Here is a 20,682-nt window from a genome sequence, read left to right as displayed (position 1 = left end):
TCCTAGTATCTCTTCAGTCGGCGCCTCTGACCTGTCTGGAAGGCCCTCATGAGCGATCTGCACCGTCCTGTGCACCCCGTCCGCCTGGTTACCGCTTCGGCGCTGTTCGACGGGCACGACGCGTCGATCAACATCATGCGGCGGATCTTCCAGTCCCAGGGCGCGGAGGTGATCCACCTCGGTCACAACCGGTCGGTGCGGGAGGTCGTGGACGCGGCGCTGGAGGAGGACGCGCACGGTGTCGCGGTCTCGTCCTACCAGGGCGGCCATGTCGAATACTTCGAGTACCTCGTGGAGTCGCTGCGCGAGCAGGGCGCGGAACACGTCCGTGTCGTGGGCGGCGGGGGCGGTGTGATCGTGCCCGAGGAGATCGACCGGCTGCGCGCCAGCGGAGTGACCATCTTCTCTCCCGAGGACGGGCAGCGGATGGGGCTGGCCGGGATGGTCAACTCGGTGGTGAAGGACTGCGACTTCGGGCTGTGGGACCGTCAACCGGCCGATGTAGCCGCCGTGCTGGCGGGCGACCGGTTCTCGATCGCCCGCGCCATCACCGGCGCCGAACTCGGTCGGCTGCCGCAGGACTTCCTGGAGCAGTTGCGCGCCGCGGCCGGGGCGCGGGTCACCCCGGTGCTCGGCATCACCGGCACCGGCGGTTCGGGCAAGTCGTCGCTCACCGACGAGCTGGTGCGCCGCTTCCGCGTCGATCAGCAGGACAAGCTGCGGATCGCGGTGATCGCCGTCGACCCGACCCGTCGCCGCGGGGGAGGGGCGCTGCTCGGCGACCGCATCCGTATGAACTCCCTCGACGGCAACCGGGTGTTCTTCCGGAGTCTGGCCACCCGCGGCAGCCGTGAGCTGCCCGAGCACCTGTCCGACGTGATCGATGTGGTGAAGGCCGCCGGGTTCGACCTGGTGATCGTGGAGACGCCGGGCATCGGCCAGGGCGACGCGGCGATCGTGCCGTTCGTCGACACCTCGATGTATGTGATGACGCCCGAGTTCGGTGCCGCCTCGCAGCTGGAGAAGATCGACATGCTCGACTTCGCCGACGTCGTGGCGATCAACAAGTTCGAGCGGCGCGGCGCCAAGGACGCCCTGCGCGACGTGGGCCGTCAACTGGTCCGCAACCGCGAGGCGTTCGCCATGCGGCCCGAGGACATGCCGGTGTACGGCTCCTCGGCGGCCACGTTCAACGACGACGGCGTCACCGCGCTCCACCAGTACCTGAAGACCGCGCTGGCCGAGAAGGGCCTGCCGCTGTCCGAGGGCACCCTGGCGCCGGTCGACGTGCGTCACTCCTCCGGCATCCGGCGGGTGGTTCCCGCGGAGCGGGCGCGCTACCTCGCCGAGATCAGCGAGACGGTCCGCGGGTACCACGCCGAGACCGGTCAACTGGTCGAAGCGGCGAGGCGGGTGCAGCGTCTGGAGGCGGTCACGGCCGAGCTCGACGAGGCGGGCTCCGACGCCGGGAACGTACGGTCGCTGCTCGAGGACGCCCGCAGGCAGCTCCCGTACGAGATCACGGAGCAGATCGGGAACTGGCCCGCCGTCATCGCCTCCTACTCCGGCGATGAGCAGGTCGTGAAGATCCGGGACAAGGAGATCCGCACCAAGCTGACCCGCGAGTCGCTGTCCGGCAACAAGATCCCCCGGGTCGCCCTGCCCCGCTTCACCGACCACGGGGAACTGGTGCGGTTCTGGCGCGGAGAGAACCTGCCCGGCCACTTCCCCTTCACCGCGGGGGTGTTCCCCTTCAAGCGTGACAACGAGGACCCGGCGCGGATGTTCGCCGGCGAGGGCGGCCCGTTCCGCACCAATCGGCGCTTCAAGCTGCTCTCCGAGGGCCAACCGGCCACCCGCCTGTCCACCGCCTTCGATTCCGTCACCCTCTACGGCCGCGACCCCGACGAACGCCCCGACAACTACGGCAAGGTCGGCACATCCGGCGTCTCGGTGGCCACGCTGGAGGACATGAAGGCGCTCTACGACGGCTTTGACCTCGTCGCGCCCACCACCTCGGTCTCCATGACGATCAACGGACCGGCGCCGACCATCCTGGCCTTCTTCCTCAACACCGCCGTCGACCAGCAGATCGACCGGTTCCGGGAGACCGAGGGCCGCGAACCGTCGCCCGAGGAGACGGCCGAACTCCGTGCACACGCCCTGGGAAGCGTGCGCGGCACGGTGCAGGCCGACATCCTCAAGGAGGACCAGGGCCAGAACACCTGCCTGTTCTCCACCGAGTTCAGCCTGCGGATGATGGCCGACATCCAGGAGTGGTTCATCGACCACAAGGTCCGCAACTTCTACTCGGTGTCCATCTCCGGCTATCACATCGCCGAAGCCGGCGCGAACCCCATCAGCCAGCTCGCCTTCACCCTGGCCAACGGCTTCACCTACGTCGAGGCATACCTCGCCCGGGGCATGCACATCGACGACTTCTCCCCGAACCTGTCGTTCTTCTTCTCCAATGGCATGGACCCCGAGTACTCCGTCCTCGGCCGGGTCGCCCGCCGCATCTGGGCCGTGGCGATGAAGGAGAAGTACGGCGCGAACGAGCGCAGCCAGAAGCTGAAGTACCACGTCCAGACCTCCGGCCGCTCGCTGCACGCCCAGGAGATGGACTTCAACGACATCCGCACCACCCTCCAGGCGCTCATCGCCATCTACGACAACTGCAACAGCCTGCACACCAACGCCTACGACGAGGCCGTCACCACCCCCACCGAGGACTCGGTCCGCCGGGCCCTGGCCATCCAGCTGATCATCAACCGGGAGTGGGGTCTGGCGATGAACGAGAACCCCCTTCAGGGGTCGTTCATCATCGACGAGCTCACCGACCTGGTGGAGGAGGCCGTACTCGCGGAGTTCGAGCGGATCAGCGAACGCGGCGGTGTGCTCGGCGCCATGGAGACCGGCTACCAGCGCGGCCGTATCCAGGACGAGTCGATGCTGTACGAGCAGCGCAAGCACGACGGCACCCTGCCGGTCATCGGCGTCAACACCTTCCGCAACCCGCATGCGGACACCGCCGAGCCCGACGCCATCGAGCTGGCGCGCGCCACCGAGGAGGAGAAGCAGTCCCAGCTCGCGCGCGTCCGGGATTTCCAGGCCCGCCACCACGAGACGGCCCACGCCGCGCTGGCCGCCCTCAAGGACGCGGCTGTGAGTGACCGCAATGTCTTCGCCGTCCTCATGGACGCCGCCCGGGTCTGCTCGCTACAGCAGATCACCGACGCCTTCTTCGAGGTCGGCGGCCAGTACCGCCGCAACGTCTGACCAGCCCAGCCACATCACTTACGCACCGGATAGGACCTCAGATGGATACCGTTACCCGTCTCGGTGTCGTCGGCTGCGGCCTCATGGGCTCCGGCATCGCCGAAGTCGCCGCCCGCCACGGCATCGATGTCCGTGTTGCCGAAGCCACCCCGGACGCCGCCGAGGCGGGCCGCCGCCGTCTGACCGCCTCCCTCGACGAGGGCGTACGGCGTGGCAAGCTCAGCGAGGAGCAGCGAGACCAGGCACTGGCCCGGCTTTCCTTCAGCCACGACCTCAGCGACCTGGCCGACCGCCAATTCGTCATCGAGGCCGTCGCCGAGAACCGCGACATCAAGACCGACGTCCTGCGCGCCCTGGACAAGGTCGTGGAAGACCCGACGGCGATCCTGGCCACCAACACCTCCTCGATTCCCATCGTCGACCTCGCCGTCACCACGGAACGGCCCACCCAGCTCATCGGCATGCACTTCTTCAACCCGGTGCCCGTGCAGCAGCTGGTCGAGGTCATCCCCGCGCTGACTACCAGCGAGGAGACCGTGCGGCGCACCCGCGACGTCGTCCAGCGGCTCGGCAAGCAGGCCATCCAGGCAGCCGACCGCTCGGGCTTCGTCGTCAACGCCCTCCTCGTGCCCTACCTGCTGAGCGCGGTGCGCATGGTGGAATCGGGCTCGGCACGGCCGGACGACATCGACCGGGGCATGGAACTCGGCTGCGCCCACCCCATGGGGCCGCTCCGCCTCCTCGACCTCATCGGCCTCGACACCGCCCAGGCGGTGGCCGAGTCGATGTACGAGGAGTTCAAGGAACCCCTGTACGCACCGCCCGCCCTGCTGCGACGCATGGTCGCGGCAGGGCACCTCGGCCGTAAGAGCGGTCGTGGCTTCTACATGTACGACGCCTGAAGCGCCGGTACGCAGACCTCGGCTCCGGTGGCCGGCCTACTCGACGGCGTGGATCTCGACCGCCGCCTCGTACGGAACGTCCACCGGGCCGCCGTATCCCTTCCCCAGGTACCTCATGTCGAGCGCCACATCGTGCCGGGGCCCGCGCAGTGCGGAGCGCGCTCGCACGAGGGTCCGCTCGAGGCCCATGAAGTGTGGCAGTAGACGAGGTCGCCGTCCTCGACGTACAAGACCCAACCGCCGAAGCGCCCGCCCTGGGCGACGAGCACCCCGTCACATCGCGAGAAGCCGTCGGCCGACAGCCCGACCGTCAGCCGGAACGACCTGTTCTTGACATTGGGAGCGGTACCTTCACCGAGTCCGATCGCGCGTAGAGTTCCCACACATCGTCCTTGAAGTTTCCGGAGGGGCCCACGCGGGCTTTCCAGGGGTGGCGTGCTTGGCGCACGCCCACCCGTCGAAAGCGGGGATGTCCGTGTCGAGGCCGAGCATGTCGATCAGGGTCGGCGTGACGTCGACCACGTGGTGCCACTACGAGCGGAGTTCGCCACGGGCGGCGATGCCGTCCGGCCAGTGCACCACGAGCCCTTGCCGGGTCCCGCCCAGATGTGACGCCACCATCTTGGTCCACTGGAACGGTGTGTTCATGGCATGCGCCCAACCCACCGAATCCCTCACCGGTCGGCCACCGGTCGAAGGCCCGTCACCGGGTCGATCTCCCAGTCCGGGGTCTGGTGCCACTTTCCGAACGCCGCCGTCCGATAGCCCCCGCGGCGCAGGAGTTCCGCGATCGGACTGGTCGGATCGTTCCGGCCACGTTGCCGTCATGTTGCCCCTCGCCGGGGACACGGAGACGCTGTTGCAGGCGTACGCCGTCCGCGAGGTCGTGGACGGCTTGGCGGCGCGGCTCGCCGCCGAAGAGAGGACGTCCCTGGAAGTGGGGACGGCGGCAAGGGCGATCGAACAACACGTCCAGATCCTCGCCGCCATCGAGTCCGGGGACCCGGAGGAGGCCGAGCGAGCCGCTCGATCCCATATCCGCGCGACGACCGATCGCCTGGAGAGTCTTCGGTGAACGCTCCGCGTCAGCGGTTCCGCTCGCGCAGCCGGTGCGGATGAGCCGGATACACGCCGAGGACTCGCACCTCCGAAGAGAAGAAGCGCAATTCCTGAAGGGCGAGGTCCACACGCGGATCGTCGGGATGTCCCTCGACCTCGGCGTAGAAGCCGCTGGCGTTCAGACCGGCGCCCATCTGGTAGCTCTCGATCTTGGTGAGGTTCACGCCACTGCTCGCGAACCCACCGAGGGCTTTGTACAGGGCGCTGGGAACGTTGCGCACGCAGAAGAACAGACTCGTCATGGTCGCTTCCTCCGTGTTCGGCGGCACGGTGGTGTTTCGGGAGAGGACGACGAACCGGGTGGTGTTCTCGGGATCGTCCTCGACCTTCGACTTGAAGACCTCCAGGCCGTGGAGAGGTGCCGCCGCGGGTGGGGCGAGCGCCGCGTGCCTGGCGTCGCCCAGCTCGGCCACCTCACGGGCCGCGCCCGCCGTGTCGTCACTGACGACGGTGCGCCAATCGCCCTCGCGCAGAACTTTTCGGCACTGCCCCAGGGCATGGATGTGGCTGCGTACGTACACCACCTCGTCGAGTGGCGTGCCAGGGATGCCCATGAGGTCGAAGCGGATGGGCAGGAAGTGCTCAGCGACGATGAAGAGGCCGGACCCGGGAAGCAGGTGGTGCACATCGGCGACGCGGCCCGCCGCCGAGTTGTCGATGGGAATCACCGCCATGTCAGCGGTGCCGAGCGTCACGCTGTCCAGGGCTTGCTCAAAAGTGGTGCACGCCAATTCCCCGGCTCCCGGAAACAGGGTGAGGGTGACGGTCGCAGAGTTGGATCCCGGCTCGCCCTGGTATGCGACGGTTGTCACGTTGTCACTCTCTGCCGTGGATATCTGTTAGTGCACCTCGGGCCACATCCTAAGCCACCGCATCGACCAGCTGGCGCGGTGGGCGGCAGGCACCGAGGGTGTGGTCGCGAGACCGGTGGGGTCAGCAGGTGGAGTTGGTCTGGGTGAGCAGGCCGACGCACCACGCACAAGCCGTCTACGTCAAGCCTTCGTTCGGATGGTCGAACGTCAACCGGCCTGTCGGATGCCATGGAATGGCAGATGCCTCACCCGAAGCGTCAACGCTTTTGGCGGTAACGCGCGTGCTTCCGGGCACGGAGTTCGGTCACGTAGCCCGCACCGATGGCGAGCAACGCACCGGACAGCGCGAGGAGCAGGGCCATCCAGTTCATCCATGCGTAACGGGGATCGCTGGAGTAGACCGTGCCGTCGTCGAGGACGCAGTCGAAACGAAGCGGCAGGTAGGAGGACCGGTGATGGGAGAGGTGCTGAACCACGCCCGGGTCGAAGCCCTCACGGCACGCCGGAGCGGGCACCGAGTCGGCGCCGTTGTTGAACTCCTGCTCGGACCCGAGAACGGCGAAGAGCCCCAGGGCATAGATGGACGCCGCGGCAGCGGCGGCCAGCCATGCGCCACGCCGCATCAGATGCAGCGGCCACGGCTGGGGCCGGCCCGGGAGCGCCATCGCGAGGACGCCGATCAGGGCGATCAGCGCGCCGAAGGCGCATAACGCGGAGATGCCGAGTCCCAGGATCATGATTCGCCCCGGGGCTGGGCGTATCCGCCGCCAGCCTCATTGAACCGCACGATTTCCGCGATTGTCTGCTGGAGTTTCAGCTCATCCTGGTCGGATACGATGGCCTGCCCCACGCGGCCGTACGGGCCGAGCGGCGTGTCGGGTGACGAGGAATACTGGATCTCGTCGAAGCGGAAGTTGCGCTCGAAATCCTGTTGAGTGAGGCTTCCGCTCTTCGGGCGGCGTAGCAGGATGTACCCGTAGAAGCGATCCGGGTCACCGCTGTTCAGCGGCCCGGACAGCTCTTCCCCCAGTGCGAGGCTGATCTCGACGTCAAAGAGGTCGACGCCGAATGTCAGCTTGTTGATCTGAGGGGAGAGCGCGCCCGGGAGGCGGATGGCGCACTCGCCGAACGTCAGCCCCGCGTCTTCCGTGAACGCTTCCAGATGGAATACGCAATCAGGTGCGTCAAGGCTTGTGAGCACCTGCCCGGCAAGCGTCTCCGCTTCCTGGAACAGCGTCGAATAGCGCCTTCTGTCCAAGATGTGGGCGGCCAGGACGCCGCCTTGTACGGCACTCAGTGGAGAGGTGTGGTTGCGGCTCATGGACGACCACCGGAGATCGCCGTCCTTCCAGATGCCGTCTATGTAGACTTCCGAGGCGTCGATGAAGGCCTCGGCGACGACCTCGACGTCCGACTGCCCGGTGAACGGGGTCAAGGCTCGTTCGTACTCTTCCGGGGACCGGACGACGGCCGTACGGAGGGCGCCGGCTCCGGTGGCCGGTTTGACCACGAAGACCTCTCCCAGATCGTCGGCGAGATCCTTGAACGACGTGCCCACGGAGACATACCGGCAACGCGCTCGCCTGACGTGGGGCGGCAGCTTGCTCTTCTGTAGGTACTTGTCCCGGAAACGCAGGGTGGTCTTTGAATCCGTATTGCCGGGAAGATTCAACTGCTGCCGCAGATAGGCCGCTCCGAATACGCCCATCTCATGTACGGTCAGCACTCCGGCTATGTCGTCGAGTTGCGCGGAAAGCACTGCTCGCAATATTTCCTGGGCGTTCTCCATGTCGGCGACGTACTTGACGCCCCGGCCTCGCGGAGGGCGCACCGGCGCCTGCACGATATAGAACGGCTCCAAGTCTCGGCGCCGCAGGGCCTCGTCCAGGCCGTCCCTATACCCGATGACAAGCATCGTCGGCATTCGTGTCTCCCCCGATGACGACCAGCCAAAACGCTGAACATCATTCCACGGGAATGCGGAAGCGGGGCCTGTGATGTAGGTCACGAGCCAATCTTCGCGGCCTGATTGCCGCCGAGACGACGGTTCAGCCGGTCCGGTTGAGCGCGGCGTACGCGAGTTGCTCCAGCAGCAGCGCCGCCTCGCGCGGGGCTTCGGTGGCCGCCGTGATCACCTGCTTGGCGACGGAGACGGCGAACCGCGGCTGTCCGGCCAGCTCCGTGGCGATCTCCACCGCCTTCTCCCGGACTGCCCCCTCGGCGATCTCCCCGATCAGCCCCCAGGCGTACGCCTCCTGCGCGCCGAAGCGGCGGCCGCGCAGCACCAGATCGCGGGTGCGGGCCGGTCCGACCTCGCGCACCAGCCGGGTCACCCCGCCGGAGCTGGGCAGAATGCCGATGCCCACCTCGGGCAGTCCGAAGACCGTGTCCGGGTCGGCCACCCGGATGTCCGCGGCCAGCGCCAGTTCCAGGCCGCCGCCGAGGCAGTAGCCCGACAGGGCCGCCACCGTGGGCTGGGGGAGGGCGGCGAACGCCTCGTACACCGCGCCGGACGAGCGGTAGTACTCGGCGATCGCCTCGGGGGTCATCTCGCGCAGTTCGCCGGTGTCCGCCCCGGACGAGAAGGCGCGCGGCACTCCGGTGACGACCACGGCCCGGCTGGTGCGCACCTGCGGGCCGCGCAGGGCGTCGAGCAGGGCGGACTCCATATGAGTGGAGAGCGCGTTGAGCTTCTGCTCCCGCCGCAGCGTGAGGACGGCGATGTCCTGGTGCTCGCCGGTGCGCTCGATTTCCACGGTGCCGGCCTCCGAGGAGGCGGCGGGTGTCGTGTCGGTGACGGTCATGGCTCTGGTGCTTCTCCTGTCTGAGGGCTCGGGGGAACGTTGCCGCGCCACGTGGTCGGGCGGCGGCAGTGGGGCGCACGGCGGCAGGGGCCGTACGGCACTGGGTGTGGCCGTACGTCGCCACGTGGCCGTACGTGGCCGTACGCCCGGCGTGGCCCTACGGCCCCTGCCGCCGAAGCGCGCCGGTCAGCTCCCGGCGGTGAAGGACAGCAGGTCGTCCAGGCCGCGCTTGCCGACCTCGTTGGCGATGACCAGCCGCTGGATCTCGGAGGTGCCCTCCCAGATCCGGTCCACCCGCAGCTCGCGCCACAGCCGCTCGACCGGGACGTCCCGCATGTAGCCGCGGCCGCCGAAGATCTGCACACAGCGGTCGACGATCCGGTTGGACGCCTCGGAGGCGGCGAGCTTGGCGGTGGCGGCCTTGGCGTGCAGGGTCTTGCGGTCGCCACCCTGGTCGAACTCCCAGGCCACCTGGTGGGTGAAGGCCCGGTTGGTGACGATCTCGGTCACCGAGTCGGCGACCATGCCCTGGATCAGCTGACGGTTCATCAGCACGTCCCCGCCCTGCTCACGCTCCTTCGCCCAGTCGACGGCCAGCCGCAGCGCGCGCTCGGCGGCGCCGATGGTGCGCGCGGATATCATCAGCCGCTCCTCGGTGAACCAGTCGCGGGTCAGGTCGTACCCCTCGCCGATCCTGCCGAGGACGGCGTCCTGGCCGACCCGGACGTCCTGGAAGAGGAACTCGGGGTGTTCGTAGACGAAGGTGTGGGTGTAGCGGGGGGTGCGCTTGACCGAGACGCCGGGGGTGTCCTTGTCGACGAGGAACATCGTCGGCTCGCTGTCCGGCTGTACGTAGGCCAGGACGATGAGGAAGTCCGCCGCGTCGCCCACGGTCACGAACCACTTCTCGCCGTTCAGGACATAGCCGTCGCCGTCCCGGGTGGCCGTGGTGCGGATCCGGGAGGGATCGGAACCGGCGTGTTCCTCGGTGATGGCCACGGCATCGCGACGGCGGCCCTCGATGTCCGGGACGAGGTAGCGGTCGCGCTGCTCGGGAGTGCACGCGCTGAGGCAGTTGGCCGGGCGCCACACCGCGTCCCACAGGGCGTTGGTCAGCTTGCCCAACTCGTCCTGGACGACGACCTGTTCGAGGATGGTCAGGCCCGCGCCGCCCCACTCGGCGGGCATGTTGATGGCCTGGAGGCCATGGGCCAGCACCTCCTCGCGGATCGCGGCGTGGGCTTCGGGCGGCAGACCGTTGTTGGCCTCGCACTCGTCCTCGAACTGCATGATCTTGCCGGTCAGGCCGGCGGCACGCTGCTTGAGTTCGAGCAGACGGGGGCTGAGGGCGAATTCCACGGTGTTCCTCCTGTTGCTGTGGCGCGGGGGAGCGCTGGGTGAGTGCTCTTGTGCGATGGGGTCAGCCCAGGACGATGCGGGCGTCCAGGCCCTGGCATCCGCGCGGAGTGGCGAGCAGCGGATTGACCTCCAGCTCGGCGATCTCCGGGTGGGAAGCCGCCACGTCGGTGATGGCGGCGATGGCGTGGGCGAGTGCGTCGATGCCGACGGCGGGCCGGCCGCGTACGCCGTGCAGCAGGGCGGCGGAACGCAGCCGGTCCAGCAGCTCACGGGCCTGCCCGGGGGTGAGCGGGGCGAGGGCGAAGTCCACGTCGCGCAGCACCTCGGTGGTGACCCCGCCGAGGCCGAGCATGGTGACCGGCCCGAAGCGGGGGTCACGCCGGACACCGACGATCAGCTCGACACCGTCGCGCGGATCCGCCATGGCCTCGACGCAGTACCCCGGCGGGGACAGCCGCTCGGCCATGTCGGCGACGGCGGTCCGGACCGCCGTGTCGCCCTCCAGCCCGAGCGCGACACCCCCGGAGTCGGACTTGTGCAGCAGGCCGAGCGCCTTGACCACGACCCTGCCGCCGATCTCCCGGGCCGCCGCCACGGCCTCGTCCACCGACGTGACCCGGCGCGCCGCCGGGAAGTCCACGCCCGCGGCCCGGATCAGCTCGCGTGCCCTCCAGTAGCCGTCGTCCGTGACCGGCGGCGCCGGGGTGGGCAGGGGCCGCAGCGCGGGGTCGGCGGCGGTGCGCCGGGCCAGCATCCCGAGGCTGCGGGCCGCCTCCTCGATGGCGCGGAAGACCGGGACGCCGCGCCGCTGCAACTCCTCGGCGGCATCGCTGTAGGGGTACATGGTGTGCACGGCCACCGGCTTGCAGCGGTCGCGCACCAGCTCACCGATCTCGGCCGCGGTCTCGACCTCGGCGGTGGCGAGGGCGGCGCCGTACTCGCCGTAGCCGCCGAAGTATCCGGTGATCAGGACCGAGTCGGTGCCCGGCGCGTCGAGCAGATCGCCCAGCACACGGGCGAAGGAGGTGACGTCCTTCTCGCCCATGCCCGCCAGGTCCACCGGGTTGCCCACCCCCGCCGACGGCGTCAGATGGTCACGCAGCCGCCGCGACAGCTCGGGGTCGAACTCCGGTACGGACAGCCCGTACCGCTCGGCCAGGTCACAGGCGACCGAGGCATGGCCGCCGCCGTCGGCGAGCACCGCCACCCTGCGGGCGGGGGCCGCGCCGAACAGATGCAGCGCCTCCAGCAGGCCGGCCATCTGCCGGGGGCTGGCCACCCGGTCGATCCCGGCGGCCCGGCAGGCCGCGTCGATCACCGAGCCGTCGCTGACCAGCGCCCCGGTGTGCGACTTGGCGCCGCGTACGGACGCCTCGCTGGCGCCGACCGTGAGCAGCACCACGGGCTTGCCCATGGTGGTGGCCTCGGCGGCCGCGGCCACGAAGTCCCGGCCGTCGCCGAAGTCCTCGCTGTACACCGCGATCAACTTGGTCTCCGGATGCACGGTGTAGGCACGGATGAGGTCGGCCACGGTGAGATCCGCCTGGTTGCCGAGCGAGGCGAAGCGGGAGAAGCCGAGCCCCCGCTCGGAGAGGATCCGGCTGAGCTCCAGGGCCATGTTGCCGCTCTGCGAGATCAGGCCCACCGTGCCGGGCGGCAGCGGATTGGAGGACAGATACAGCTCGCTGCCGCTGTCCAGGACGCCCAGGCAGTTCGGGCCCAGCAGCACGGCCCCCGCCTCGCGCACCCGCCGGGCCAGCGCCGACTGCCGCGCCTCGCCCTCCGTGCCGAGCTCCGCGAAGCCCGCGGTGATGCCGACGATGGCGCGCGCCCCGGCGGCGAGCGCGTCCTCGACGGCCGACTCGAACCCGGCCGCCGGGACGGCGATCACCGCGAGGTCGGCGCGCTGGGGGAGTTCGGCCATGGAGCGGTAGGCGCGTTCACCGAGCACCGGTTCACCACGGCGGTTGACCAGGTACACCGGGCGGCGCCCCCGCATGCGCAGCGCCTGCACACTGATCCAGTTGCCCCACTTGGCCCGGTCGTTGCTGGCCCCGACGACGGCGACCGCGTTCGGTGCGAAGAGCGGTCCCAGGTCGCGTCCGGGAACGCGCCGCTCGGTGGCGGAGAGGCTCATGGGTTGTCCTTGGGGGACGAGTCCGGCGTGGTGAGGTGGTGGGGTACGTCGGGTACGGGGTGACCGGCACCCCAGGCATCGGCTCCGCCGTCGACGACGACGGTGGTGCCGGTGATGTACGAGCCTTGTGGGGAGGCGAGGAAGGAGATGAGGCCGGAGACGTCCTCGGGCCGGCCGAGCCTGCCGAGCGGCACCGAGCTCTCCCAGCGCTCCCGGTCCTCCGGTGTGTAGTGGTCGTCCAGGCCCCCGGTGGCGATGGTGCCGGAGGCCACGCACACGGTACGGATGCCGTACCGGCTCCACTCCAGGCTGAGCCCGGCCGCCAGGTTCTCCACCGCGGCCCGCGCGGAGGCGGCATGGGCGAAGCCGGGGATGCCGCGGCGCGGGGAGAAGGCGATGAAGAACACCGCGCCCGAGCGCCGCGGAATCATCGCCCGGCGGGCGACCTCGCGGGTCATCGCCCATGTGGCGTCGACGGCGAGCCGGTGCACGGCCCGCCAGCCGCCCGGGCTGATCTCCTCGGCGGGTGCGGAGAACTGTCCGCCCGCGTTGTTGACCAGGACATCGACGTGTCCGTACGCGTCGAGCACGCGGTCGACGACCGTGGTGACGTGACTCTCCTCGCGGATGTCCGCGGACACCGTGAGGCAGGAGCCGCCGAGGGCCTCGATCTCCTCGGCGGCCTTTGCCAGGGGCTCCGGGCGGCGCCCGCAGATCACGACGCGCGCGCCGCCGGCGGCCAGGTCCAGGGCGGTGGCCCGGCCGATGCCGGTGCCCCCGCCGGTCACCAGCGCGACCTTGCCGGTGTGGACATCCGGCCGTAGTCCGCTGACCGGCGGCACGGGTTGGTCTGTGCGCACAGAGCCTCCTCGATCTGTGTGCGGAAAGGATGGGAGCCAAAGGTTTGACTGATGCGTCAGTTAGCCCTCTCGTCGAGACTGACGTCAAGAGGTGGCGACCAGAAAAGTCCTGCATCAGAGGGGGTTCGCCGCGGACCCGGGACTTGCCGAGAAACTGACGCATCAGTCAGAATGGGCGGACGCTGAGCGCCGACGCGGACGGGGGTGCCAGGATCGACGACCACGGGGAGACGATGTGACCACAGGGACGAAGGCGGAGCCCAGGAGCGATGAGGACCGCAGGGCGAGAATCCTCGACGCCACGTGGCAGCTGATCGCCGAGCGCGGCTTCCACGCCGTGCGCATCGCCGACATCGCCAAGGTCTGTGGCACCAGCACCGGCACGGTGCACTACTACTTCCCCGGGAAGAATGACGTCCTGGCGGAGGCCCTCAAGTACTGCGTCGACCGGGCGTTCGCCCGCCAGTCCACCCAACTGCGCGCCGTCCACAACGCACACGAGCGGCTGCTGAAGCTGATCGACATGCAGCTGCCACGGGTCGGCCAGGTCCGGGACGAGTGGGCCATCTGGCTCCAGTACTGGGCCGAGGCCACGATCCGCCCCGAATTCCGCCCGGCCCACAACGAGTACTACGCACGCTGGCAGGAAACCGTCCGCCGGATCGTCCAGCGCGGCCAGCGGCAGGGCATCTTCCGAGCGGACGCCGACCCGCACGTCGTCGCGTTGCGCCTGACCGCCCTCACCGACGGCGCGGCCATCCAGGTACTGACCGGAGTTCCCGGCATGACCATCGGAACCATGCGCGAACTCCTGGTGGATTTCGTCCACCAGGAGCTGGTGGCAGACGCACGCTGAGCCGGACACGGCAGGACGCCGTGGCTATGGCTCTGCCCTGGCTCCCCACGGCACGACGTGGGGGAACGCGGGGAACGACGGACATGACGCAGCGCACCATCCGGTCCGTGGCGTTCTCTCCCGACGGCACTCTCCTCGCCACCGCGAGTGGTGACGGTACGGCGACCTTCGCACGGGCGGCCGAGACGGGGGACGTGGAGCGGATGATCGCGGGCTGGGACGAGTTCACCCAGATCGCCACCCATCTGGGGCAGAGCTCCGCGCTGCTCGGGGCCCTGCTGCTCGGATCGCTGGTCGAGCACACGGGCCTGTCCCCGCAGGAGGTCATCGGCCAGGCCATCGCCACGATCGGGGCCCCGTGGCGGCAGCCCGGACCCACCTCACGTAAGTGGCCCTCACCGACGGGGGATGCGGTGAGGGCCACCCACAGTCTGGCACGACATAGGTACGGAAGCGCACGTTCCGAGCGAGACAGACGCATATATCTACAACCGGAACTGGGCGGCCCGCACGGCGGCGGCGGTTACGGCCCCCATCCCGTCGCGGTCCGTGGGCGGTCTTGGACGGAACGTGTGCGAGCTCGGTGCATGGAATCCCGTATTGGGGTTATCTGTCTCTTTACGGACATACCTCGACGAAAGGCCTGTTATGAAGTTCGCGGTCATCGGCGGTACCGGGCTCATCGGGTCGCAGGTCGTCAAGAATCTGAACGCCGCCGGGCATGAGGCGGTACCGCATTCGCCGTCCACGGGAGTCGACATCATCAGCGGTAAGGGGCTGGACGAGGCGGTGGCGGGGGCCGATGTCGTCGTCAACCTGGCGAACTCCCCGACCTTCGACGAGGCCTCCCTGGCCTTCTTCCGGACCTCGATGGACAACCTGCTGGCCGCTGCCCAGAAGGCCGGTGTCGGCCACTTCGTGATCCTGTCGATCGTCGGTGTGGACCAGGTGCCGGAGCTGGACTACTACCGGGCCAAGGCGCTCCAGGAGGAGATCCTCGTGGCCGGGCCGGTCCCGTACTCGATCGTCCGGGCGACGCAGTTCATGGAGTTCATGGACGCCACCATGTCCTGGACCGCTGACGGCGAGACCGTGCGGCTGCCCGCCACGCCGATCCAGCCGATCGCCGCCAAGGACGTGGCCGCGGCGGTGACGGATGTGGCCCAGGGGCCCCCGTTGCGCGGCATTCGCAACATCGCGGGCCCCGAGGTCTTTCCCCTGGACGAGCTGGGCCGGATCACCCTGGCCTCCAAGGGTGACAACCGCACCGTCGTCACCGACCCGACCGCAGGCTTGTTCGGCGCCGTCAAGGGCGACGTCCTCACCGACACGGGCGCCGACCTCGCCCCCACCCGCTACACCGACTGGCTCTCCTGACCCGCGCACGCCGCTACGCGCGGCCCGTCGTCGCGACCGGCCTACGCGGTGAAGGGTCCGTGGTCGACGAAGCGGTGCAGCTGGCGGGCGAAGGTCTGGGCTTCGCCGGGTGGCCAGGAGGCGAGGGAGTCCTCGATATGCGCGGCGAGGCGCTGCCGGGTCGTTTCGATCGCCGCTCGCCCGGCGTCGGTCAGGGCGAGCAGAGTGGCGCGCCGGTCGGCGGGGTCGGGCTCGCGGCGTAGCAGACCGGCTTCCTCCAGGCGGGTCGCGCGGCGGGTGACGCCGGAGCGGTCCAGGCCGATCTCGTCGGCGAGACCGGCGGCGCTGCGCGGGCCGGTGCGGGCGAGCCCGCTGAGCACGGGATAGGTGACCTCGTCCACGGCCTCGCCCAGGCCCTCGGTCAGGCGTCGGTAGATCTGTTCACGGGTGCCGCGCTTGAGCAGCGTTCCCAGTGCGTCGGCGATCTCGTGTCCCACGTCGGTCGGCATGACTCCCAGTCTAGCGTGCGCGACGCACGCAATATGCGGTACGGTGCAAGTGCGTGCTTGGCGCACGCAGTTCTCGACCTCCGAAACCGAAGGGCACCGTCATGGCCACCGCCACCGCCACCCCCACCTCCCGTACCGATATCGCCACCGCCCTCACCGACCTGCTCTTCACGCCCGGTCTCGAACTGGCCGAGGCCGCCGACCGGCACTTCGCCCCCGACTACCGCCAGCGCACCGACGGCCGCTGGGACGACCGCGGGGAGTTCATGGCCCACATCGCCCATCTGCGCACGGTCGTGGCCGGCGGATCGGTCCAGGTCCTCGACGAGCTCGCACAGGGCGACCGGTACGCGGACCGTCATGTCATCGACGTCGTCAAGACCGACGGCTCCACCGTGCGCACGGAGGTCTACCTCTTCGCCGAGTTCGCCCCTGACGGGCGGTTCCGCCGCATCGAGGAGACCACCCTCATGCTCGAGGGCGCCGACGCCGACCGGAATCTGGGCAGCGCGCGCTGAGGCCGCGGAGCCCCGTACCGCCGCGACGGTACGGGGCCGCTGTCTCCCCCGTGGGCGAACGGTGGCCAGGGTCGCCAGGGCCGCCCGATCCGTACGGTGCCGCGGCCGAGCCGCCCGGCGGGGGAGCGGGCCACCAGCTGTGCCAACGGTGGAGCGGCGGCCCACCGGCTACCCTGATCTCCCACTACGCCCCATGGAGCACGCGTCCTGCGAGAGAATGACCCGAGCGACGGCGTCTCGACCGGGGCCGCCGACCGTCACGCCCGATGCGGGAAAGGGAACTCGGAGATGAGCGCACAGCCCGAACACCCCACCGACCGCAGGATTCCGGCGATCCCGAACACGATCAACGGCATCGGCGACGCGCTGACCGGAGCGAACCGGGCCCAGTTCTACGCCGAGGTGCTGGCCGCCGAAGAGGAGACCGTTCCGGGCGTCATGCGCAAGTGGTGGAAGGCGGCCATGCTCGACCGCGCCCCCGGCGCCGCGGAAAGCCGCTCCCACGCCGCCGCCGGCACCCGCCTGGTCTCCGTGGACGACCTCGTCGACCAGTTGGAGGGAATCACCCGATGAGCCCCCGGCCGCGTGGCGGCTGGACGGCGTGGACCGAGGAGATCCCCGCCCGGACGCTGCTCGACATGCCACCTGACCTCTCCAAGAAGGTGGTGAACTTCCTGAGCGCGCTGGCCCTCGAAGTCGGCGGCGCGATCGACCGCGACCGCCAGCCCCCCGGCGACCCCATGGACGACCTCGGCGCCCGGTACAGCCTCCAGATCGGCGGCGAGCCGGTGGTCTTCGAATACGTCGTCCTGCCCGAACTCCGCGAGATCCGCGTCCCCGTGTTGGTCTGGTTCCGCTGACCTTGCGTGGCGGGTCCGGGGCTGACGCGGGTCGTCCCCTTCGCCGCCGCCTTCCCGGCCTACTTCGATTCGACTCGCCCGAGCGGGCTGGGGCCGGCCGCCAGCGCGTCGCACGCCGTCTGCCACGCGGAATCCCCGGGGTTGAGCTGGGTGCGGAGGTAGGCCGAGGTGAGCCGCTGGACCGCGGACAGGCGCTCGGGGTCTTCGTCGGTGGTCTCGGCGACGTCATAGCCGGAGACCCCGCCGAGCCCGTGCTCGGCGTCGTGCAGCGTGAGCAGGGACTTGGGACCGGGGGAGAGGAAGTACGGATCGGTGTGCCACTCCGGGCCACGGACCGTCAGGTAGGGAGAGGCGTCCTTGTCGCCGGCGACCACGAGTGCGGGCGTGGTCATCCTGGAGAAGTCGGTGGTCAGGAAGAAGGGGAAGTTCTCGGCCGTGGATTCGGTGAGGGCATCGCCGCCCCTGCCGGGCGCGGCGAGCAGCACCCCCGCCGTGATCCGGGGCTCGGCCAGGTCCACTTCCGTTCCGTCGTCCGGGTCGGTGAGCCGGGCACCCAGCAGCAGGCTCGCGGTGTGCCCGCCCATCGAGTGCCCGGCCACGGCCACCTTGCTCCGGTCAACGCGCCCGAGGAGCTGTGGAACGGCGGCCTCGATCACATCGAGTTGGTCGAGGACGCGCGTCATGTCCTCGGCCCGCGATCGCCAGAACAGCGGCGCGCCGGGGGTGTTGGGGTCCAGGGTGAGCGTCCGCGAGCTCAGATGCGTGGGCTGGATCACGACGAAGCCGTGTGCGGCCCAGAAGTTGGCGAGCGGGGCGTATCCGTTCAGTGAGGAGAGGTGGTTCGAGTAGCCTTGGCCGTGTGAGAGGAGGATGACCGGCAGGTCGGCCCCGGTCACGGGCGCGGAGACGCGCACTTCCAGGTCCACGGCTCGGCCGGGGGCCGGCAGCACCACGGGGCTGACCGAGAGGACGGGAGTGGGCGAGCCGAAGGCGTCGGCCGCGTATGTCGATTCACTCATGAGGTGGGCGTATCCCTTCAATGGCCTCTGCCGCCGGTCTCGTCCGGCCGGGGCGGGTGAGGCGATCAGGAGTGTCCGGCTTCGGGCAGCGCCGAAAACGGATCGTCGTTCCGATTAATGTACGGAGCGACGTTCCGTTTTGTCAAAGCGGTTGACCGTGAGGCGGCTCAGGCGGCCAGCCACGGAACACGGCAGACATGGGCGCCGTGCCCTCCGGGCACAAGGCCTCAGGCCCGCCGCGCCGCCACGCAGCGGGCGTGGGCCGCCAGGAGGGTGGGCAGCGCGAGCAGCGGGCCGTCCGGGTCCTTGGCCGCGTCGTCCCAGCGGCGCACCGCGACCGCGTCCGCGGCCAGCGGATGGGCCGCGAACTCCGCCACATCGCGTTCGTCCATCGGGCCGCCCTGGACCTTCAGGGACGCGACCGACGCCGGGCTGAGCAGGGCGTGGTACGCCGCGTCGGTCGCCACCAGATAGCGCTTGGCCGGTACGTGCCGGGCGATGACCCACGCCGCTCGTTCGCTCACCCGGCGGCGGGCGAACTCGGCGCCCGCCACCTCGTGCGGCAGGCCCGGGTGTGCTGCCCGGACCGGCCGGGCCCGGCCGATGTCGTGCAGCGCCGCGGCCACCACCAGCTCGTCGTCCGCGCCCGCGTCCATCGCCAGCCACGCCGTCTGGAGCGCGTGTGTCCGTTGGTCGACGGCCTCCCCGCCGTACGGCAGGCCCGCGAGGCCGTCCACGAGCGCGGTCAGTTCGTCACCCGTCAGCGGGTCGACGGGGATATGGGTGTTCAACGGTACCGGCTCGCGGACCTGCGCGGTCACGCAGCCGACCTCGGGCCCCACCAGCACCCGTATCCGCGCGCCGTCGGCGATGCAGGCATCGGCCAGTTCGATCAGTTCGGCCCTCTCGGCCTCGGCCAGCAGGGCACAGCGATGCTCCCTGCTCATGACGTATGTCACCAATTCTCCCGGTTCATTACGATGTGATAACTGCGATCGCCTCGTCCCGGCTCGGCGGACAACCGCTCCGCGATCTCCAAATACCTGGTCGCACTCATACCGGGAACTGTGATCGGCCCACTCGTCCGGACAACCTGCCGACGGCCAGCGAGTCCGGACCGGGAACGTGAACAACCGGGACAGTTGTTTCGCGATTCGATCCGGCCGTACCGGTGCCCGCCCCGGCCGCCGGTCGGTGCGGGCACGGCGGGCCGTACGCTCGATCCGACGGAGAATGTGTGGTCAGCCGGGTGAGGAACAGCGGTCGGAGGAACGATGTCAGGCGCATGTTGTGCCCCCACGTCGGGGGGCGGCGAGGAGATTCCCGGAGCTTCCGCCATGCGGGTGCGGGCCCCGGAGCGGGACCGGGCGCAGGGGCTGCGCGCCATGCTGCGCATCCCCGGAGGGACGTATTCGATGGGGGGTGACGACGCCGACGCGTTTCCCGAGGACGGTGAGGGCCCGGTCCGGGAGGTGCGGCTGTCACCGTTCCTCATCGACGCGACCGCCGTCACCAACCGGCAGTTCGCGGCGTTCACGCGCAGCAGCGGCTACCGGACCGACGCCGAGCGCCACGGCTGGTCCTTCGTGTTCTACGCGCTCGTCCACCCCGACGCCCGGCGCATGGTGCGCGACGGCACCGTGGCGCAGACGCCCTGGTGGCTCGCGGTCGACGGGGCGTGCTGGCGGGCTCCCTATGGGCCGGGGTCGTCCTGGACCGAGCTGGCGAACCACCCCGTCGTCCACGTCTCCTGGCACGACGCGTCCGCCTACGCGGCGTGGGCGGGCAAGCGCCTGCCCACGGAGGCGGAGTGGGAGATGGCGGCGCGTGGCGGTCTGGAGCGCGCCCGCTACCCCTGGGGGGATGAGCTCCTGCCTCGGGGACAGCACCGCTGCAATATCTGGCAGGGACGATTCCCGCAGGTCAACACGGGTGAGGACGGGTATCTGGGAACCGCGCCGGTCAAGGCCTACCGAGCCAACAACTTCGGCCTGTACAACACATCCGGCAATGTGTGGGAATGGTGCTCGGACTGGTGGAGCGCCACATGGCACGCGGCCGACCGCCCGGAGACCCGCCGGGACCCGGCCGGACCTCCCACCGGCGAGGCGAAGGTGATCCGCGGCGGCTCCTATCTGTGCCACGCGTCGTACTGCAACCGCTACCGCGTCGCCGCGCGCACATCCAACACACCGGACAGCAGCACCGGGCACATGGGGTTCCGCTGCGCGGCGGACCTGCCCTCGACCCGCTGACGGAGCGCTGACGGAGCGCTGACGGAGCGAGAACCGC

Annotated in this window: 20 protein-coding genes; 9 read left to right on the top strand and 11 right to left on the bottom strand. The window is 69.8% G+C overall.

All coding sequences use genetic code 11. The features are described 5' to 3' along the window. Positions 1 to 48 precede the first annotated feature (48 nt). Positions 49 to 3,279: a fused isobutyryl-CoA mutase/GTPase IcmF gene (gene icmF / locus ACJX2R_RS03725; RefSeq protein WP_413098735.1), complete on the top strand. Its 3,231-nt coding sequence runs from the start codon at positions 49 to 51 to the stop codon at positions 3,277 to 3,279. Positions 3,280 to 3,320: 41 nt separating this feature from the next. Continuing rightward, the gene (locus ACJX2R_RS03720; RefSeq protein ID WP_413098734.1) at positions 3,321 to 4,181 is read left to right on the top strand and encodes a 3-hydroxybutyryl-CoA dehydrogenase; all 861 of its coding nucleotides are present in this window, start codon (positions 3,321 to 3,323) and stop codon (positions 4,179 to 4,181) included. A 36-nt stretch (positions 4,182 to 4,217) separates the two neighbouring features. Here the strand turns inward: ACJX2R_RS03720 and ACJX2R_RS03715 are convergent, their stop codons facing one another. Continuing rightward, the gene (locus ACJX2R_RS03715) at positions 4,218 to 4,370 is read right to left on the bottom strand and encodes a hypothetical protein (protein WP_413098733.1); all 153 of its coding nucleotides are present in this window, start codon (positions 4,368 to 4,370) and stop codon (positions 4,218 to 4,220) included. 637 nt (positions 4,371 to 5,007) lie between these two features. Here ACJX2R_RS03715 and ACJX2R_RS03710 point away from each other — a divergent pair. Beyond that, on the top strand, positions 5,008 to 5,256 hold the full coding sequence (locus ACJX2R_RS03710) for an FCD domain-containing protein (protein ID WP_413098732.1): 249 nt from the start codon (positions 5,008 to 5,010) through the stop codon (positions 5,254 to 5,256). 10 nt (positions 5,257 to 5,266) lie between these two features. On the opposite strand, the gene ACJX2R_RS03705 is transcribed toward ACJX2R_RS03710, so the two are convergent. The 7 genes from ACJX2R_RS03705 to ACJX2R_RS03675 all read right to left on the bottom strand — a co-directional run bounded on the left by ACJX2R_RS03705 (position 5,267) and on the right by ACJX2R_RS03675 (position 13,272). After that, positions 5,267 to 6,112: a prephenate dehydratase gene (locus ACJX2R_RS03705; RefSeq protein ID WP_413098731.1), complete on the bottom strand. Its 846-nt coding sequence runs from the start codon at positions 6,110 to 6,112 to the stop codon at positions 5,267 to 5,269. Positions 6,113 to 6,369: 257 nt separating this feature from the next. Beyond that, positions 6,370 to 6,849, bottom strand: coding sequence for a hypothetical protein (locus ACJX2R_RS03700; protein WP_413098730.1), 480 nt, complete (start codon positions 6,847 to 6,849; stop codon positions 6,370 to 6,372). After that, positions 6,846 to 8,036, bottom strand: coding sequence for an ATP-grasp domain-containing protein (locus tag ACJX2R_RS03695; protein WP_413105765.1), 1,191 nt, complete (start codon positions 8,034 to 8,036; stop codon positions 6,846 to 6,848). Before ACJX2R_RS03695 ends, ACJX2R_RS03700 begins: the two co-directional genes overlap by 4 nt. A 124-nt stretch (positions 8,037 to 8,160) precedes the next feature. Beyond that, the gene (locus ACJX2R_RS03690) at positions 8,161 to 8,916 is read right to left on the bottom strand and encodes an enoyl-CoA hydratase/isomerase family protein (protein WP_413098729.1); all 756 of its coding nucleotides are present in this window, start codon (positions 8,914 to 8,916) and stop codon (positions 8,161 to 8,163) included. 186 nt (positions 8,917 to 9,102) lie between these two features. Continuing rightward, positions 9,103 to 10,275 carry an acyl-CoA dehydrogenase family protein gene (locus ACJX2R_RS03685; RefSeq protein WP_413098728.1) on the bottom strand — a complete coding sequence of 391 codons (1,173 nt, stop codon included), beginning with the start codon at positions 10,273 to 10,275 and terminating at the stop codon, positions 9,103 to 9,105. A gap of 61 nt (positions 10,276 to 10,336) precedes the next feature. Then, the gene (locus ACJX2R_RS03680; protein WP_413098727.1) at positions 10,337 to 12,412 is read right to left on the bottom strand and encodes an acetate--CoA ligase family protein; all 2,076 of its coding nucleotides are present in this window, start codon (positions 12,410 to 12,412) and stop codon (positions 10,337 to 10,339) included. Then, positions 12,409 to 13,272: an SDR family NAD(P)-dependent oxidoreductase gene (locus tag ACJX2R_RS03675; protein ID WP_413098726.1), complete on the bottom strand. Its 864-nt coding sequence runs from the start codon at positions 13,270 to 13,272 to the stop codon at positions 12,409 to 12,411. Before ACJX2R_RS03675 ends, ACJX2R_RS03680 begins: the two co-directional genes overlap by 4 nt. A gap of 235 nt (positions 13,273 to 13,507) precedes the next feature. Here ACJX2R_RS03675 and ACJX2R_RS03670 point away from each other — a divergent pair, with 235 nt between their 5' ends. Continuing rightward, on the top strand, positions 13,508 to 14,128 hold the full coding sequence (locus ACJX2R_RS03670) for a TetR/AcrR family transcriptional regulator (protein WP_413098725.1): 621 nt from the start codon (positions 13,508 to 13,510) through the stop codon (positions 14,126 to 14,128). Positions 14,129 to 14,776: 648 nt separating this feature from the next. Beyond that, positions 14,777 to 15,505, top strand: a complete 729-nt coding sequence (locus ACJX2R_RS03665) for an SDR family oxidoreductase (protein WP_413098724.1) — start codon at positions 14,777 to 14,779, stop codon at positions 15,503 to 15,505. A gap of 41 nt (positions 15,506 to 15,546) precedes the next feature. On the opposite strand, the gene ACJX2R_RS03660 is transcribed toward ACJX2R_RS03665, so the two are convergent. Then, positions 15,547 to 15,993, bottom strand: coding sequence for a MarR family winged helix-turn-helix transcriptional regulator (locus ACJX2R_RS03660; RefSeq protein WP_413098723.1), 447 nt, complete (start codon positions 15,991 to 15,993; stop codon positions 15,547 to 15,549). 101 nt (positions 15,994 to 16,094) lie between these two features. Between ACJX2R_RS03660 and ACJX2R_RS03655 the strand changes: the two genes are divergently transcribed. From ACJX2R_RS03655 to ACJX2R_RS03645, 3 genes are all read left to right on the top strand, one after another. Then, positions 16,095 to 16,511, top strand: coding sequence for a nuclear transport factor 2 family protein (locus tag ACJX2R_RS03655; RefSeq protein WP_413098722.1), 417 nt, complete (start codon positions 16,095 to 16,097; stop codon positions 16,509 to 16,511). Between the two features lie 288 nt (positions 16,512 to 16,799). Continuing rightward, positions 16,800 to 17,084: a hypothetical protein gene (locus ACJX2R_RS03650; RefSeq protein WP_413098721.1), complete on the top strand. Its 285-nt coding sequence runs from the start codon at positions 16,800 to 16,802 to the stop codon at positions 17,082 to 17,084. Continuing rightward, the gene (locus ACJX2R_RS03645) at positions 17,081 to 17,371 is read left to right on the top strand and encodes a hypothetical protein (protein WP_413098720.1); all 291 of its coding nucleotides are present in this window, start codon (positions 17,081 to 17,083) and stop codon (positions 17,369 to 17,371) included. The genes ACJX2R_RS03650 and ACJX2R_RS03645 overlap by 4 nt, the downstream gene beginning before the upstream one ends. A gap of 59 nt (positions 17,372 to 17,430) precedes the next feature. Here the strand turns inward: ACJX2R_RS03645 and ACJX2R_RS03640 are convergent, their stop codons facing one another. Continuing rightward, a complete protein-coding gene (locus ACJX2R_RS03640; RefSeq protein WP_413098719.1) occupies positions 17,431 to 18,390 on the bottom strand; it encodes an alpha/beta hydrolase family protein in 960 nt (319 codons plus the stop codon). 227 nt (positions 18,391 to 18,617) lie between these two features. Beyond that, positions 18,618 to 19,337: an HD domain-containing protein gene (locus tag ACJX2R_RS03635; RefSeq protein WP_413098718.1), complete on the bottom strand. Its 720-nt coding sequence runs from the start codon at positions 19,335 to 19,337 to the stop codon at positions 18,618 to 18,620. A 327-nt stretch (positions 19,338 to 19,664) separates the two neighbouring features. On the opposite strand from ACJX2R_RS03635, the gene ACJX2R_RS03630 reads away from it, so the two are divergent. Next, the gene (locus ACJX2R_RS03630) at positions 19,665 to 20,645 is read left to right on the top strand and encodes a formylglycine-generating enzyme family protein (RefSeq protein ID WP_413098717.1); all 981 of its coding nucleotides are present in this window, start codon (positions 19,665 to 19,667) and stop codon (positions 20,643 to 20,645) included. Positions 20,646 to 20,682 lie beyond the last annotated feature (37 nt).

The sequence above is a fragment of the Streptomyces sp. Inha503 genome (assembly GCF_047215865.1).
Taxonomy (GTDB): Bacteria; Actinomycetota; Actinomycetes; order Streptomycetales; family Streptomycetaceae; genus Streptomyces; species Streptomyces lycopersici.
This window is presented reverse-complemented; position numbering and strand designations above follow the sequence as displayed.